This window comes from Janthinobacterium sp. BJB304 (genome assembly GCF_002735765.1).
Lineage (GTDB): Bacteria > Pseudomonadota > Gammaproteobacteria > Burkholderiales > Burkholderiaceae_D > Janthinobacterium.
This window is the reverse complement of the sequence record NZ_PDZN01000015.1, coordinates 1-14,976: the sequence shown is the minus strand read 5'-3', so window position 1 is coordinate 14,976 and position 14,976 is coordinate 1. Positions and strand designations below refer to the sequence as shown.

Below are 14,976 nucleotides of genomic sequence, written 5' to 3'. Positions count from 1 at the left end.
GTCTCCTGATTATTATTCACGACGAAAACAGCGACAACGACCCGGCTTGACGCCCGTCAAGCCGGCACTTCCGACCCGCGAGGCCGGACCCAGCGGGTCCAGCCCCGGCAGTGAAGAACTCTAAAATTTGTAACCGGCCTTGGCGATGATCTGGCGCGGCGGTCCATAGAAACCGTCGAGGATGAACACGGCGGGAATGTTGTAGCCATCCGTGCGGTAGCGCTTGTTGCCCAGGTTGCTGCCATGCAAACTGAAGGTCCAGTTCTTTGGCGCTTCCCACACGACGCCGGCCGTCCAGATGCTGTAGCCGCCCTGCGCCAGGGTTTCGCTCAAGTCCGTCGTCGGATAGACCTTGCTGCGATAGCCATAGCCGACCATGCTGCGCAAGGCACCGCCGAACACGTCGCGGTCCGTGCGCGTCACGTTCAAGCCCACTTGCCGGGCTGGCGTATTGCTGAACTTTTGCGTATCCGCAATGTTCTTGCCTCCGCTCATGAACTCGTCATAGTTGGCATCGAGCAAGGCGAGGAAACCGTTGACTTCCCACTGGCGGTTCGGCCGCCACGAGAATTCGAACTCCGCGCCTTTCACGGTGCCCTTGCCCGCATTCGTGAAGTCGCCATAGAAGCCCGGCACGCCGCCCGGCTGCACATAGCTGGTGAAGACGGACAATTGAATATCCTTGTAGCGGTTGTAGAACAGGGCCACGTTGGCGTCGAAGGTGTCGTCGGGCGCCGCATACTTCATGCCCACCTCCAGCGCGTCGAGTTTTTCATCCTTGTAGGGCCGCGCGGAATCGGGCACCACCAGGTTGTTGGCGCGCACGTTGTAGCCGCCCGACTTGAAGCCGCGCGACAGGTTGCTGTAGAAATTCGTCGTCTTCGACGCTTCATAGCGCACGGAAATTTTCGGCGAGGTATTGCTGACGGACAAGGACTTGTCGAAGTCGGCCGCCGTCTGGATGGGCCGCGTGAAGCCCACATCGGCAAAAGCGCGGTTGAGCACGATGGCGCGCTTTTCCTCGCGCGTATGGCGCAAGCCCGCATTGATGCTCCACACCTTGCCCAGCGGCCAGGTCCAGTCCGTGTACAGCGCCGTGCTGTCCGTCTCCACCGTGCTGACGGCGGTCGTAAACTGGCGCCCCAGGAAGTTGTTGTAGATGCCGCCGCCGGCCGTGCCTTCGAAGCGGTACAGGCCGATCACGCCGGCGCCGTAGTCGCCGCTGTACGAGGCCTGCAATTCCAGGCTTTTCTGTTCGTCGCGCGAATCGCCGAACACGTCTGCGATCGGTTGCGGCAAGCCGTCGAAGTCGATGGTTTGCTCGGACGTGCTGCGCCGCTTGGCGCCGATCACTTTCACGGACCAGTCGTTCGACAAGGTGTAGTTGGCCACCAGCGAACCGCCCCGGTTGTGCGTGAAGTTGTTGCCCGGCATGCCGCTCTGGATATCGTAGGCGCTCGTGCTGGCGGGCCGCTTGAGCGGGTCAAACGCGCTCACGCCCATGCGCTGGAAGCCGCGCACGCCGGACTTGTCGTCCGTGGCGTCCAGGCTCAGCACGACGGTGAGGGGGATGTCCTGCGGAAAGTAGCCAACGGACAGGCGCGCGGCCGTGCTGTCCTGGTCGCTGACCTGTTCGCCGTTAAAGGTGTTGCGGCCGAAACCGTCGCGGTCCAGCTTGGCAGCGGCCAGGCGCGCGCGCCAGGTGCCGCTCTCGTTGGCCACATTGAAGGCGGCCTTGAAGTTGCGCTGATTGTAATTACCGATACCCACTTCCGCCGAGGCACCGTTTTCCTTCGCCAGGGGGCGCGAAATGTACTTGATGGCGCCGCCGATGGTGTTCTTGCCGTATAAGGTGCCTTGCGGGCCGCGCAGCACTTCGATGCGCTGCACGTCGAACACGTCGAGCAGCGCGCCTTGCGGACGGGCCATGTAGACGTCGTCAAAATAAATGCCCACGCCCGGGTCCACGCCCCAGACGGGGTCGGCCTGGCCCACGCCGCGGATAAACGCGGTCAGGGTGGTATTCGTGCCGCGCGAAGCGTACACGGTCAGGTTCGGCACGCGCTCCTGCAAGTCGGCCAGGTTCTGGATATTCGCCCGTTCCAGGGCCTTGGCGGAAAACGCCGTGACGGCCAGCGGCACGTCCTGCAGCCGTTCCTCGCGGCGGCGGGCAGAGACCGTCACGGTTTCCATGCGTTCTTTTGCGTCGCTGGCTTCCTGGGCGCTGGCGGCGCCAGACGTGGAGGCCTCCTGTGCCAGGGCCTGGGTGGAAAAGCTGAAGGCACCGGCAACGGCGAGGGCGGCGGGCATCAATTTCAAAGCAAGTTTCATAGCGTCTCCAATGTCAGGCTTGCTTACCACCAGGGAAGACGGCCGGTTTGCAGAATCGCAAGACGTCACGGTACCGGTGCGCATCTAAGTAACCCCCAATAAATTATTGTGATTTCTGACTTCCATAACCGGCGCTGTGCGGTGTTGCCCGCAGCTAGCAGTGCTCGCACTGCGTCGCTGCAGGCGCCTTGCACAGCATCCGGTTCTGTTCGTCATAAATTCACAATAATTTCCTGAGGATTACTTAGCGAGCACCTGCCCTGCGATGACTGTTTCCCGGCCCCTGCCCGTGCGGCGAGTGGCCTGTTTATTTTGAATGTGTGGCGAGGAAGGACTGCAACAAGGTATTCACACGCTGCGCCTGGTCCAGGGGCGTGGCATGGCGCGAGTTCGCGATGATCTCGATCTCGCACTGCTGAAACTGTGCGGCAAAGGCCCGCTTGCTGGCGACGGGCGTGTAATCCTGGTCGGCCGCCATGATGAAGACGGGCATGGCCAGGGCCTGGAAATGGATGTCGATATCCCAGTGGAAAATGGCATCGAGCGCGGCCAGGTAGGCACGCTTGTCCATGCCCGCCATCTGCGTGGCGAAGCGTTCGACCAGGGGCTGCTGTGCCGGATCGGGAAACAGTTTCTTGCCGATGATCTTGCCCATGGGCTTCAAACCCAGAGTGGCGATCACCGTGCGGCGCAGCCAGTAGGCAAACAGCAGCGACGCAGGCTTGCTGCCCTGGAACGGTTGCGAGTTGATCAGGCACAAACTGGCCACCCGGCCCGGGGCGCGGTTGGCCATTTCCAGGCCTACCATGCCGCCCAGGGAAAAGCCGACGATGTGCGCGCGCGGCACGTCGAGCTGGTCCATCAGATTGAAGAGGTCGTTGGCGAAGTCGCCGATCAGCCAGTCGCCGTTTGGCGCGGGACTGGCGCCATGGCCACGCAGGTCGGGCACGATCAGGCGATAGCTGCTGCCGAGGGCATCGATCTGCGGACGCCAGTCTTCGGCGCAGGAACCGAGGCCGTGCAACAGAAAAATAGGCTCTGACTGCGCAGGATCGCCCTGCTCCCTGCCCAGGTCGAGGTAATGCAATGGAACATCGGATGTCGTGTGACGCCGCATTCTGTCTCCTTGCTGTTGAACATGCTTTGTGTTCAGGTGCAGGAATATGTTTTCCTGCTGTTGGAAAACATAATACGGAATCCGAATTCCGATTTCAAGTTAAATCGCTAAATATCTTAGGTCAGGTAATTTAAAGCAACACGCACCAGCTCATCCTCGAGTGCCGCACCCGACAAAAAGGACAGCGAACCCGTCAAGGTATGCTGGTTCAGGATGCCCAGCAGCACGGGCGGCACCACCATCATCGCCTGCGTGGGGTTCGGGTGGCGGATGCTGGACGACTTGCTGGCCAGCACGGCGACCGTGCGCTGCGAGATCAGATGATTGATCTGGTGCACCCTGTCGCGAAATTGCGCATCCTGCGACGCACGCGTGATCAAGGCGCGCAACACGCCGCGCCGGCCCGTGTTGACGGCCACGAACATGGCCACCATGGCACGGATGAACTCTTCCAGGCTGCGCCCTTCCCACTGGCGCAGTTCCGTCAGGGTCTCGACCTTTTCCACCATGTCGGAAAAAAAGCGCTGCAGCAGCAAGCGGCTCAGGGTGTCCTTGTCGCCCAATAAACGGTAAAACGTACCCACCGAGGTTTCCGCCAGTCTGGCCAGGTCGGCCACGCCGATTTCATCGAAACGGTTTTCCGCCAACAACTGTTCACCCACCTGCAGCAGGCGTTCGAACGCCTGCTTGCTGCGCGCCTGGGTGGGCTCCGGTGGAACGATCATCTGCGGGAAGGGCATCGGGAAGGAAGGCATGCGGCGTCGGCGTCTCTCGATAGTGGAACCGTGGTTCCGTTATGGGAGCACGTATTGTAACGCGGGAGACGGCCGATGGGGAGCGCCGCGTGGCACCCTGGCATGTGCTACCTGCCTTGCCATTCCATGTAGACGTCGGCGCGCTGGTAATGCGCGTCGCCGGCCGGCCGCGCCACGTGGGTAAACCCGCTGCTTTCGTACAGGCGGATGGCGGGCGCCAGCTTGCTGTTCGACTCGAGGAACAGCAGCTTGGCGCCGCTGGCCTCGAAGGCGTCGAAGGCCCGTTCGATCAGCCGGCGCGCGATGCCCAGGCCCTGGCATTCGGGCGTGACGGCCATCTTCGACAGCTCGATGCTGTCTCCGCCGGCGCGGATCAGGGCGCAGGTGCCGACGATCTTGCCGTCCAAACGCGCGAGGAAAATCTGCCCGCCATCGTCAAGGATCGAGCGTTGCGGATCGGACAGCACCTTGTCGTCGAGGGCCTCGACATAGAAATAGCGCTCCAGCCATGCGATATTCAGGCGCTTGAAGTCGGCCGCGTAATCGGCGTCGTAGTCGATGATTTCCACGGCCGCCCGCTCGCGCTGGCGCCGGCACGCGGCGATCGTCTCGCCAAAGCCCTGCGCCTGCAAGCGCGCTTCGGCCCGGTCCAGGCTGGCCATCAGCTGCGGCGTGCCTTGCTCGAATACCGTATCGACGGCCGCGCGCACGTCGTCCCACAGGGGCGCCATGTTGCGCAGCAAGGCTTGCCCGGCGTCGGACAGCGCCAGCAGGCGGCGCCGCTCATCCCTGGCGTCCGGTAGCTCCGCCACCACGCCGGCATCGAGCAGCTTGCGTCCCAGCTGCACCACCACCGGGTGCGTCTGCCCGATCTGCGCGGCCAGGGCCGTGATCGCCGTGGGGCCATTGTCGCGCAGCAGCAATAACAAGGGGAAACATCGTGACGTCAGCTCGACGCCGGCCGCCAGATAGCTGGTATCAACGCCCGCATACAATTGATCGGAAAGACGGCGCAGGCGGCTGGCCAGCATCAGCGAGCCATAGGTTTGCAGGTTGGAGGACATGTTGAGCAGAATATATGTAAGTAGTTACGTATACCATAACGTAAACCAGTTTCCCTGGTCAAGAAGAAGTATCCGCCGCACAACAGACCACGCCGAAGTCAGAACACGCCAGCCTCGCCCGCATCAAACGCTTCCTTCCACATATGGTAGCCCTCCAGCTCGCTTTCATGAACGGGTTCATGGCCAATCAATGACTGCCCCGCCGCCGCGCCCGGACTGCGATTCGGAGCGTGACCTATCCTGACCGTCCAACTGCCGTCCAGCGCAGCGGCCTGTGCCTCCTCGGCCGTGTCGAACTCGTATTCGCCGTATGCACAGCCGATGATCAGCAGGTAATCGTCCTCCGTTGTCACGATGTCCTTGCCACCCATGTAAATCGCCTCGCCGTGCCCAACTTCGATCGCATCGATCGTCAATACCTTGGAAACAGAGAACTTGCCGTCTTCGCCTTGGGAAAGCAGCAGATCTCCTTGTTTGTAAGGAAAAGTTTTATAGTCGGAAGGGAAGAAGTTTCCTGCAATCATTTGTATTCCTATCAATTTATATTTACATTAATCTTCATCGGCCAGCGCCGCTTGCAGCCTGGCCCGGAACACGGTCTCGACCGCCTCCCCCAGTCCCGGCCACACCTGTGTCAGCCAGCGCCTGCCCTCCTCGCTCACCTCGACATATGGCGCGTCGCGCGTGGCGCAGTCCAGGCCGATTGCAATGACCTCGCCCGCATCCTCCAGGCCACCCGCGATCAAGGCGTCGATGGGGCATGCAATCAGCCCGGCGGTCAGATGCGGACGCAGCAGGCAGGCTGGGGCGATGATGGCGAACGACGCTTCCGCGTAACTCCAGCAGTTGGTGGGCCAGTGGGCAGCCTTGACGGCATCGAGGAAGGCCGCGTCGCTGATCGTTTCAGGATGGGCCTGCGCCTGCGCATAAAAGGCGGCCAGGGCGACGAGTTGGGGCGGAGAAGTCCAGGTGGGCATAGCGCATTGATCCAGGCAAAGCCGCACCGGGCTGGCGGCAAAGGCGGACTGTAGCATGTTCAATCAGCACGCTGAAACACCAATGGTCGGGGCATAATCATGGTCGCCGCCACTCTCGCCAGCCACAGCCATGCCGACAGCCTTTGAACTCTGGAAAGCCGAATTACTAATTGTGGGCAACATCGTCCAGGATGACGATACCTCCATGCCGCCCGACGAAGCCCAGCGGCGCTTCCAGCGCTACTGCGCCATGCTCGATGCGCTGACGGGTAAGGAAGGCGCGCACTACGCGCTGGCGATTGTGCAGTCCGTGCAGGCCGAGCACGATTACGGCGCCTACCAGACGGCCAGCCGCGCCGCCTGGCGTTTCGGCGAGACGGCGTATTGCACGGCCCTGCTGCACGAACTGCCGCGCCTGATCGCCACCCTGCCCGACTGGGCGGGCGACTTTCTCGTCGGCATCGCCAACGGCGCCGACACACCCCACGCCTCGGTCATCGCCTGCTTCAACACCCTGCTGGCCGCAGCGCCGCCCGCGCAGCAGGCGCTGATCGCGGCATTTATTGCGCAGGAAGAAGACGATGGCTGGTTCGAGCATTGCCCCGGCGTGCTGGGGCATCCGTAGGGGCCGCCTGCCATTCCCCCTGTCATATAACTACTTGAGGAATATCCATGTCGGTCTACGCCATCACCATCCCCTGCTTTGCACAGATGCTGCGCTCCCTGACGACGCTGTTAACTAAAGGCGAAGAACGCGCCCAGGCACTGGATTTCGCCCCCCCAACACTTGCTCGACGCGCGGCTGGCGCCCGACATGCACACCCTGGCGCGGCAGGTGGAATTCACGTGTACGCAGGCGCAGGAAGCCGTGTGCCGGCTGACGCGGCAGGCGCTGCCCCAGGTCGCCACGCCCGCCAGCATGACGGAAGCCAAGGCGCTGATCGCGCACACGCTGGACTTGCTGGCCGCCGCGGACCGCACCGCCATCGACAACAGTGCTCAGCAGCAAGTATCGATCACCCTGGCCGGCGGCTTGAGCTTCGACATGACGGGCCTGGAATACGCGCTCAACTGGGCCACGCCGCAATTCTATTTTCACCTGGTGACGGCGTACAACATCCTGCGCCATAACGGCGTGCCGCTCGGCAAGGCCGAGTATGTGCAGCATATGTTTGCGTATGCGCGCCAACCATAATGACTTGTATATTTGAGGAAGGAAACCCATGCTGTTATCACTCGACGATCCCATCTGGCCCACCCTGGAAGGCGGCTACCGCATGCCCTACGACGTGGCCGGGGCGCTCAAGGCCATGCAGGCGGGCGAAGACGTCTGGCATGAGCTGTGGGAAGAGCTGCACCACCAGGGCGACGTGGGCGTCGCCTCGTATGCGGCCGTGCCCCAGCTCGTCCACCTGCTGGGCAACGCACCATCGCGCGAGGAAGATTTCTATGCGCTCATCGCCCTGATCGAGCTGGAGCGCCACCGCCCGCACAATCCACCGCTGCCGGACTGGCTGGCCGCCAGCTACCAGGCAGCCTGGGCGCAACTGCCCGCCATCGCCGCGCGCGACCTGCAGGGCCAGCTGGACACCGTCATGCTGGAATCCGTGTTCGCCGTGCTGGCCCTGGCCAAGGACAGCTTGCGCCTGGGCGCCCTGCTGCTGCACATGGACTCGTCCGAAGCGGATGAGTGGCTGGAAGAGCGTCTCGGCTGGTCCGAGGTCTACGGCGCAGACGCCTAGCGGCTAAAAACGCTCGTCGCGCAGCGCCGGCAGCACCAGTTCGCGCACGAACGAGGCATTCGACAGGTTCAGCAGCATGCGCACGACGGCGACGACGTCATGCACGGGGATCAGCTCGCCTTCGCCCCGCGCGGCGGCGTCCGCCAGCGGCACGGACAAGCCATCGTAGGTATTCAGATAGCCGAGCTGCAGCGCCGTCACGGCCAGTCCCTGTGCGCGGAAACCTTCGCGCAAGGCATCGGCGATGCCGTTCAGGGCGAATTTCGAGGCGCTGAACGTCACTTCCGGGCGGCCGCTCTGGCGCAAGCCGGACGTCGACCCCGTGAGGATCAGCTGCGGCTTGCTGCTGGCCAGCAAGCGCGGCACCAGCCGCTTGAGCAGCAATATCGTTGACGTGATGTTGGTATTGACCATGTCGACGATAGTATCGTCCGCATCGCCGAGGAAAGCGTAGTCGTCGCTGAAGGCCTTTTCTTCCCATATGCCCAGGTTGTAGATCACCGCGTCCAGCACGGCCGGCGCTGCGTGGGCGATGCGTTCGACCGCCTCCGCGGGTGCGGCCAGGTCCGCCGCGATCCATTGCAGCCGCGTGCCTTGGCCGGCAGGCAAGTCGGCGGGTTGCTGGCGCGATACGCCGATGACGGCATGTCCGTCAGCGAGCAAACCGTCCACCAGTGCGCGTCCCAGGCCCCGGCTGGCGCCCACGATCATGATATGCATACTGTGTCCTTTCCAATGAAGTCAACGCCGATGATAGCGGCGTTGTATTAAGCACAGCTGAGGCTGATCCCCATACGCGCCGCGTTTACTCACGCGGCGGAAATGCGTATGCTAGATCTGGCAATCTCCGATAACATACAAGAACGAGACACATGCCTACTTCCAACACCGCCGCCATCCACGCCGCAAGCCGTCCCCTCACCAAACAAGACTACAAAACCCTGTCGCTGGCCGCCCTCGGCGGCGCGCTGGAATTCTACGATTTCATCATCTTCGTCTTCTTTGCCAACGCCATCGGCCAGTTGTTCTTCCCGCCGGAAATGCCGGAATGGCTGCGTTTGCTGCAAACCTTCGGCATCTTCGCCGCCGGCTACGTCGTGCGTCCGCTGGGCGGCATCGTCATGGCCCACTTCGGCGACTTGCTTGGCCGCAAGCGCATGTTCACCTTGTCCATCCTGATGATGGCCGTGCCGACCCTGCTGATCGGCCTGCTGCCGACCTACGCCACCATCGGCCTGGCCGCCCCGCTGCTGCTGCTCCTGATGCGCATCTTCCAGGGCGCGGCCGTGGGCGGCGAAGTGCCGGGCGCCTGGGTGTTTGTGTCCGAACACGTACCGAGCCGTTTCACGGGCTTTGCCTGCGGCGTGCTGACGGCCGGCCTGACGGTGGGCATCCTGCTCGGCTCGCTCGTCGCGACGGGCCTCAACACCGTCTACACGCCGGCAGAAATCGCCGAGGGCGCCTGGCGCTATCCGTTCTTGCTGGGCGGCATCTTCGGCTTCGGCGCCATGTATTTGCGCCGCTGGCTGCATGAAACCCCTGTTTTTGCGGAAATGCAGCAGCGCAAGGCGCTGGCCACGGAAATGCCCCTGAAATCCGTGCTGCGCAGCCACCGCGGCGCCGTCGCCGTGTCGATGCTGCTGACGTGGATGCTGTCGGCCGGCATCGTCGTCGTCATCTTGATGACGCCTGCCCTGCTGCAAAAGATCCACCACATCGCCCCGCGCACCACCCTGGTCGCCAATACCGTGGCAACACTCTGCCTGGCCTTCGGCTGCATCATCGCCGGCATGCTGGCCGACCGCCTGGGCGGCAAGCGCGTGATCTTCACCGGCTCGGTGCTGCTGGCCATCAGTACCTATATCTTCTACACCACCGTCGGCAGCCGCCCCGACCTGCTGCTGCCTCTGTACGCCATGACGGGCCTGTTCGTCGGCGTCGTCGGCGCCGTGCCCTACGTGCTGGTGCAGGCGTTCCCGGCGCAGGTGCGCTTCTCGGGATTGTCGTTTTCCTACAACTTGTCGTACGCGATATTCGGCGGCCTGACGCCCGTGGTCGTGACCCTGATGCTGAAGAACAACGTGCTGGGCCCCGCCTATTATGTGATCGGCGTGTGCGTGATCGGCATGCTGACGGCGCTGTTCATCAAGGATCAGCGGCAAACCGTGGGACGCTAGATCAGCCGCCAGCGGCCCAGGCCACCTTCGGGTGGCTTTTTTTCGCCCCGATTTTGTCGCGCTGCACCAAATTCTGAAAAGACGTTTCACATCGCGGAATTCCGAACAGCAGACTCAGCAATAAATCCTCTCACTTTTTGAAAATTCATTTCATATTCTGAAAAATCATAATTAAGCCTTTGAAAAACAAAGACTTAATTTAAGTTATATGTCTTATATAAGACTTGAAGATCGGCGCGAATCGGCCTACTATTTAGTCATGCAGTTTGCTTCGACAAGACGTTGTGGCGCACTCGGCGATTTTCTCAAACATAGCTTTTCTTTTTAGGAGATTCACATGTCCCAATATCAAGACGACATCAAAGCTGTTGCTGGTTTGAAAGACCAACAAGGCAGCGCATGGAACGCCATCAATCCCGAGTCCGCCGCCCGCATGCGCGCCCAGAACAAGTTCAAGACCGGCCTGGACATCGCAAAGTACACGGCGAAGATCATGCGCAACGACATGGCCGCCTACGATGCGGACCCATCCAAGTACACCCAGTCGCTCGGCTGCTGGCATGGTTTCATCGGTCAACAGAAGATGATCTCGATCAAGAAGCACTTCAACAGCACCGACCGCCGCTACCTCTACCTGTCCGGCTGGATGGTCGCCGCCCTGCGCTCCGAGTTCGGCCCGCTGCCAGACCAGTCGATGCATGAAAAAACCGCCGTCACCAGCTTGATCCGCGAGCTGTACACCTTCCTGCGCCAGGCCGATGCCCGCGAACTGGGCGGCCTGTTCCGCCAGCTGGATGCGGCCCAAGGCGCTGAAAAGCAAGCGATCCAGGCCAAGATCGACGGCCACGTGACCCACGTCGTGCCCATCATCGCCGACATCGACGCCGGTTTCGGCAATGCCGAAGCCACCTATTTGCTGGCAAAACAATTCATCGAAGCGGGCGCCTGCTGCATCCAGATCGAAAACCAGGTCTCCGACGAGAAACAATGCGGCCACCAGGACGGTAAAGTCACGGTGCCGCACGAAGACTTCCTGGCCAAAATCCGCGCCATCCGCTACGCCTTCCTGGAACTGGGCGTGGACGACGGCATCATCGTCGCCCGCACCGATTCGCTGGGCGCCGGCCTGACTAAGCAGATCGCCGTGACGACTGAACCAGGCGACCTGGGCGACCAATACAACTCCTTCCTCGACTGCGAAGAAGTGTCGGCCGACGCGCTGGGCAATGGCGACGTCATCATCAAGCGCGAAGGCAAGCTGCTGCGTCCAAAACGCCTGCCGAGCAACCTGTTCCAGTTCCGCGCCGGTTCCGGCGAAGAGCGTTGCGTGCTCGATTGCATCACCTCGCTGCAAAACGGCGCCGACCTGCTGTGGATCGAAACGGAAAAACCGCATATCGCGCAAATCGGCGGCATGGTCAGCGAAATCCGCAAGGTCATCCCGAACGCCAAGCTGGTGTACAACAACAGCCCATCGTTCAACTGGACCCTGAACTTCCGCCAGCAAATCTTCGATGCGATGAAAGCGGCAGGCAAAGACGTGTCCGCCTACGACCGCGCCCAGCTGATGAGCGTGGAATACGACCAGACGGAACTGGCGGTCCAGGCCGACGAGAAGATCCGCACCTTCCAGGCCGACTCGGCCCGCGAAGCCGGCATCTTCCACCACCTGATCACCCTGCCGACCTACCACACGGCCGCCTTGTCGACCGACAACCTGGCCAAGGAATACTTCGGCGACCAGGGCATGCTGGGCTACGTGGCCGGCGTGCAGCGCAAGGAAATCCGCCAGGGCATCGCCTGCGTGAAACATCAAAACATGTCCGGCTCGGACATCGGCGACGATCACAAGGATTACTTCAGCGGCGAAGCGGCGCTCAAGGCGGCTGGTAAAGACAACACCATGAACCAGTTCTGAGCTTTTGGCTTGACTGTAGAGTGACAAGGCCCGCTTCGGCGGGCTTTTTTGCGTCTGGCCCGCCGGCGGGCGGCAGTTGCGTAGGTCGGCTTAGCGGAACGCGTAAGCCGACATGCACAGCCGCAGGCACTGATTGCAACGGCCTGCGATTCACCCAGCAATATCGCTGATACCAACTCACTTACCGGCAATCAATATCGATCTCGTTCTGCCCGGCCTTGCGGCCTTTCCTGTAGATGAACTCGCACAGGCTGACACTGTCGTCCATGCGGCCTGGACCGATGTTGCAGAGAGCAGCACCTCTCCTCCGGGCTACCGAGTTCGACCAATATTACATGAGAAAACAGGCATGAATATCCCCGCTGTCATTTTTAAAGATACTGCCAGCGTGTACGCATCGTCCAAGCGCGTGCCTGCCCGATCTCAATGATGGGAGGCAGCCGATTGATGTCAGTGCTTCAACTGCCGCCAACAGAACGCGCCGCAAAGTATCGTGCCGGGGAGTTGCCGAAGGAACGGCGAAACATGGCGATGAAGTTGCTCGGTGAGGCATAGCCCAGCGTGTCGGCAACATGCGTGACCGAGTCTCCACGCGCCAGCATTTCCAGGGCATGCGTGAGTTGTGCCTGCTGGCGCCATTGGGCAAAGCTCAGGCCTGTTTCAGCCTGCATCTGACGGCGCAGCGTTCGAGCCGACATCGCGCCCCAATCTGCCCAAGCTTCCAAAGTTCGAATCGAACCTGGATCGTCCAGGATCGCCCGAGCGATGCGCTCCAGCCGAGCATTTGTCGGCATTGGCAAGTGCAGCGACTCATGCGGCGCGCGACGGATTTCGTCAAGGATGACGGTAACGATGTGCTCTTGGTCCAGTGCCAGCTGAGCGGACTTGTCCCATTCGGCGGCCCGGCGCACCAATGCGCGCAACACCTCGGTGATGCCGATCACGCAAGGCTGGCTCGGCAAGCACGCACTGGATTTCGGCGTGATGAACACGCTCCAGCCGGCAAGAGCACCGCTGACACGTACTTGATGCGGTACCCCTGGCGGCATCCAGCCGGCCCGGTTCGGCGGGAGCAACCACGATCCTTGAGCTGTCCGCACATGGATGAGCCCGGCTTCTACGCAGAACACCTGCCCTCGATGGTGGTGATGCAAACCGTACTCGCGTGTTCCGAGGCGGTACTCGCTGGCCTGATCGTCATTCCCCAACAACGCGATCAGACGAGGGCCATCCGACCACTCGCTGAAGTCGTCTTCCGGTTGCTCATGCTCAGGATTCAGTTTGGCCATTTATCACCATTTTAAGTCCATTTACCGTTATATGACTTTTCATACTGTTCAGCATACTTGGCTCCTACCAAACTTTTAGGCGGCAGTCGCCGCCGTCATCGTGCTGAAAGGTCAACAAATGTCTATATCTTCCGTACCGGCGATGCCGCCACCGCTGCTGCGCAGTGGCGTATCGACCTGGATTGCTACCTTCGTCGCCTGCGTGTGTGCCTTCATGGTCGTGGTGGACGGTGCCATCGTGAACGTCGCGCTACCGGCGATGCGCGATGACCTGGGTCTGTCACCTGTCCAATTGCAGTGGGTAGTCGACATCTACCTGCTGTTGCTGGGTGGCTTCATGTTGCTCGCTGCACGCGCCAGCGACATCTATGGGCGCCGGCGCCTTCTGTTGTGGGGTTTGACGCTGTTCACTGGAGCCAGCCTGGCAGGTGGCTTTGCGACTTCCGGGAGCATGCTGCTGGTATCGCGCGCAGTGCAGGGTTTGGGCGCGTCGGTACTGGCGACCTCACCGCTGGCAGTCATCGTCGCCGCCCATCCCAAGGGGTCGAGTCAGGAACGAGCGATCGGCCTGTGGGCGGCCTGCGCCGCGATGGGCTCCGCCTTTGGCGTGGTCATTGGCGGCTTGCTGACGAGCCTAGCCAGCTGGCGCTGGGTGATGTTCGTCAACATACCTGTCGGTATCGTCCTGGCTGCGGTTGTTGCCGGCTGTCTGCGACCACAGCTCACGGACGACGCCCGGGCGAAGCTCGATGTTCTGGGAGCGTCCACTGTCACCCTGACGTTGGCCTCGTTTCTCTATGCGATCTCAGAATCGGTACATGCAGGCTGGACATCCAGTACCGTGCTCAGTGCCTTGGCTACCGCGCTGATCATGTTCGTCGCCTTCATCGCAGCTGAACGCCGTTCGGCCCAGCCCCTGATCAATTTCGAAATATTTCGCCTGCGAAACGTAACGGTCGGAATGGCTATGGTGTTGAGCCTCGGCGCGGTTCTCACGGTGTCGATGTTCTTTCTGTCGCAGGCGCTGCAGCGGATCGACGGGCGCAGTCCGCTCGACACCGGACTGGCTTTACTGCCAATGGCTTCGGCGCTGGCTATCGCATCGATCGCATCACGCTATTTGCGGGACGCTGGCTTTAAACAGTTGCCCTTCATTGGCAGCCTCGTGTCGGCAGCAGGCCTGATCTGGCTCAATTGGCTACCTGTTCACCCATTGCAGGTCAGCGAATTTCTGCTGCCTACATTGCTGGTCGGCGCTGGCAACGGCTTGGTGATGATGAGTGCCACGCAAGCAGTTCTTGCAGGCGTTCCACGGAAAGACTCGGGTCTTGCAGCAGGACTACAGAACACTGCACGCCAGTTGGGTGGAGCCGTGGGGATAGCAGTACTAGGTGCAGTCGCCCATTCAGTAATGGCGACGCAATTGGCCACCGGGCAACTCCCCCAGGCGGCCGAACTTGCGGGTTACCGGTTCGCATTTGAAATAGCCCCTTGATTCACCAGACACAGCCTATGCGTTATTCTTACGGATAGGAATAGGACTGTGCATATGACTAGGAACAAGCAAACAATCGAGGTGGTGACGGTGAGCCAGGAGCGCCGCAGG

14 protein-coding genes are annotated in these 14,976 nt (G+C 61.4%); 6 read left to right on the top strand and 8 right to left on the bottom strand.

Features of this window, described 5'->3' with window-relative positions; all coding sequences use genetic code 11:
• Positions 1-120: 120 nt before the first annotated feature.
• The 6 genes from CSQ95_RS17995 to CSQ95_RS17970 form a co-directional block, all read right to left on the bottom strand.
• Positions 121-2,331, bottom strand: coding sequence for a TonB-dependent receptor (locus tag CSQ95_RS17995; protein WP_180279092.1), 2,211 nt, complete (start codon positions 2,329-2,331; stop codon positions 121-123).
• 307 nt (positions 2,332-2,638) lie between these two features.
• Positions 2,639-3,448, bottom strand: coding sequence for an alpha/beta fold hydrolase (locus tag CSQ95_RS17990; RefSeq protein ID WP_099410502.1), 810 nt, complete (start codon positions 3,446-3,448; stop codon positions 2,639-2,641).
• Positions 3,449-3,564: 116 nt separating this feature from the next.
• On the bottom strand, positions 3,565-4,203 hold the full coding sequence (locus tag CSQ95_RS17985) for a TetR/AcrR family transcriptional regulator (RefSeq protein WP_218963618.1): 639 nt from the start codon (positions 4,201-4,203) through the stop codon (positions 3,565-3,567).
• Positions 4,204-4,310: 107 nt separating this feature from the next.
• Positions 4,311-5,267 (bottom strand): bifunctional helix-turn-helix transcriptional regulator/GNAT family N-acetyltransferase, encoded by a 957-nt coding sequence (locus tag CSQ95_RS17980; protein WP_099410501.1) that lies wholly within the window; start codon positions 5,265-5,267, stop codon positions 4,311-4,313.
• A 98-nt stretch (positions 5,268-5,365) separates the two neighbouring features.
• Positions 5,366-5,791 carry a hypothetical protein gene (locus CSQ95_RS17975; protein WP_257218100.1) on the bottom strand — a complete coding sequence of 142 codons (426 nt, stop codon included), beginning with the start codon at positions 5,789-5,791 and terminating at the stop codon, positions 5,366-5,368.
• A 27-nt stretch (positions 5,792-5,818) separates the two neighbouring features.
• Positions 5,819-6,244, bottom strand: a complete 426-nt coding sequence (locus tag CSQ95_RS17970) for a hypothetical protein (protein ID WP_099410500.1) — start codon at positions 6,242-6,244, stop codon at positions 5,819-5,821.
• A 130-nt stretch (positions 6,245-6,374) separates the two neighbouring features.
• On the opposite strand from CSQ95_RS17970, the gene CSQ95_RS17965 reads away from it, so the two are divergent.
• The 3 genes from CSQ95_RS17965 (at position 6,375) to CSQ95_RS17955 (ending at position 7,986) form a co-directional block, all read left to right on the top strand.
• On the top strand, positions 6,375-6,869 hold the full coding sequence (locus CSQ95_RS17965; protein WP_143449999.1) for a hypothetical protein: 495 nt from the start codon (positions 6,375-6,377) through the stop codon (positions 6,867-6,869).
• Between the two features lie 189 nt (positions 6,870-7,058).
• Entirely contained in the window at positions 7,059-7,439 is a 381-nt protein-coding gene (locus tag CSQ95_RS17960) for a DUF1993 family protein (RefSeq protein ID WP_218963617.1), read from the top strand.
• Positions 7,440-7,467: 28 nt separating this feature from the next.
• Positions 7,468-7,986, top strand: coding sequence for a hypothetical protein (locus tag CSQ95_RS17955; protein WP_099410498.1), 519 nt, complete (start codon positions 7,468-7,470; stop codon positions 7,984-7,986).
• 3 nt (positions 7,987-7,989) lie between these two features.
• Here the strand turns inward: CSQ95_RS17955 and CSQ95_RS17950 are convergent, their stop codons facing one another.
• A complete protein-coding gene (locus CSQ95_RS17950; protein ID WP_099410497.1) occupies positions 7,990-8,706 on the bottom strand; it encodes an SDR family oxidoreductase in 717 nt (238 codons plus the stop codon).
• A 152-nt stretch (positions 8,707-8,858) separates the two neighbouring features.
• Between CSQ95_RS17950 and CSQ95_RS17945 the strand changes: the two genes are divergently transcribed.
• Positions 8,859-10,163, top strand: a complete 1,305-nt coding sequence (locus tag CSQ95_RS17945) for an MFS transporter (RefSeq protein ID WP_099410496.1) — start codon at positions 8,859-8,861, stop codon at positions 10,161-10,163.
• 337 nt (positions 10,164-10,500) lie between these two features.
• Positions 10,501-12,081 carry an isocitrate lyase gene (locus CSQ95_RS17940; protein WP_099410495.1) on the top strand — a complete coding sequence of 527 codons (1,581 nt, stop codon included), beginning with the start codon at positions 10,501-10,503 and terminating at the stop codon, positions 12,079-12,081.
• 458 nt (positions 12,082-12,539) lie between these two features.
• Here CSQ95_RS17940 and CSQ95_RS17935 read toward each other — a convergent pair whose 3' ends face one another.
• Positions 12,540-13,370: a helix-turn-helix transcriptional regulator gene (locus tag CSQ95_RS17935; protein WP_099410494.1), complete on the bottom strand. Its 831-nt coding sequence runs from the start codon at positions 13,368-13,370 to the stop codon at positions 12,540-12,542.
• 118 nt (positions 13,371-13,488) lie between these two features.
• Between CSQ95_RS17935 and CSQ95_RS17930 the strand changes: the two genes are divergently transcribed.
• Entirely contained in the window at positions 13,489-14,865 is a 1,377-nt protein-coding gene (locus tag CSQ95_RS17930; RefSeq protein ID WP_099410493.1) for an MFS transporter, read from the top strand.
• The last annotated feature ends 111 nt before the right edge of the window (positions 14,866-14,976 follow it).

Coding starts and splice junctions, on each gene's coding strand:
- CSQ95_RS17995 (WP_180279092.1), bottom strand. CDS start 2,331: ATGAAACTTGCTTTGAAATTGATGCCCGCCGCCCTCGCCGTTGCCGGT.
- CSQ95_RS17990 (WP_099410502.1), bottom strand. CDS start 3,448: ATGCGGCGTCACACGACATCCGATGTTCCATTGCATTACCTCGACCTG.
- CSQ95_RS17985 (WP_218963618.1), bottom strand. CDS start 4,203: ATGCCTTCCTTCCCGATGCCCTTCCCGCAGATGATCGTTCCACCGGAG.
- CSQ95_RS17980 (WP_099410501.1), bottom strand. CDS start 5,267: ATGTCCTCCAACCTGCAAACCTATGGCTCGCTGATGCTGGCCAGCCGC.
- CSQ95_RS17975 (WP_257218100.1), bottom strand. CDS start 5,791: ATGATTGCAGGAAACTTCTTCCCTTCCGACTATAAAACTTTTCCTTAC.
- CSQ95_RS17970 (WP_099410500.1), bottom strand. CDS start 6,244: ATGCCCACCTGGACTTCTCCGCCCCAACTCGTCGCCCTGGCCGCCTTT.
- CSQ95_RS17965 (WP_143449999.1), top strand. CDS start 6,375: ATGCCGACAGCCTTTGAACTCTGGAAAGCCGAATTACTAATTGTGGGC.
- CSQ95_RS17960 (WP_218963617.1), top strand. CDS start 7,059: ATGCACACCCTGGCGCGGCAGGTGGAATTCACGTGTACGCAGGCGCAG.
- CSQ95_RS17955 (WP_099410498.1), top strand. CDS start 7,468: ATGCTGTTATCACTCGACGATCCCATCTGGCCCACCCTGGAAGGCGGC.
- CSQ95_RS17950 (WP_099410497.1), bottom strand. CDS start 8,706: ATGCATATCATGATCGTGGGCGCCAGCCGGGGCCTGGGACGCGCACTG.
- CSQ95_RS17945 (WP_099410496.1), top strand. CDS start 8,859: ATGCCTACTTCCAACACCGCCGCCATCCACGCCGCAAGCCGTCCCCTC.
- CSQ95_RS17940 (WP_099410495.1), top strand. CDS start 10,501: ATGTCCCAATATCAAGACGACATCAAAGCTGTTGCTGGTTTGAAAGAC.
- CSQ95_RS17935 (WP_099410494.1), bottom strand. CDS start 13,370: ATGGCCAAACTGAATCCTGAGCATGAGCAACCGGAAGACGACTTCAGC.
- CSQ95_RS17930 (WP_099410493.1), top strand. CDS start 13,489: ATGTCTATATCTTCCGTACCGGCGATGCCGCCACCGCTGCTGCGCAGT.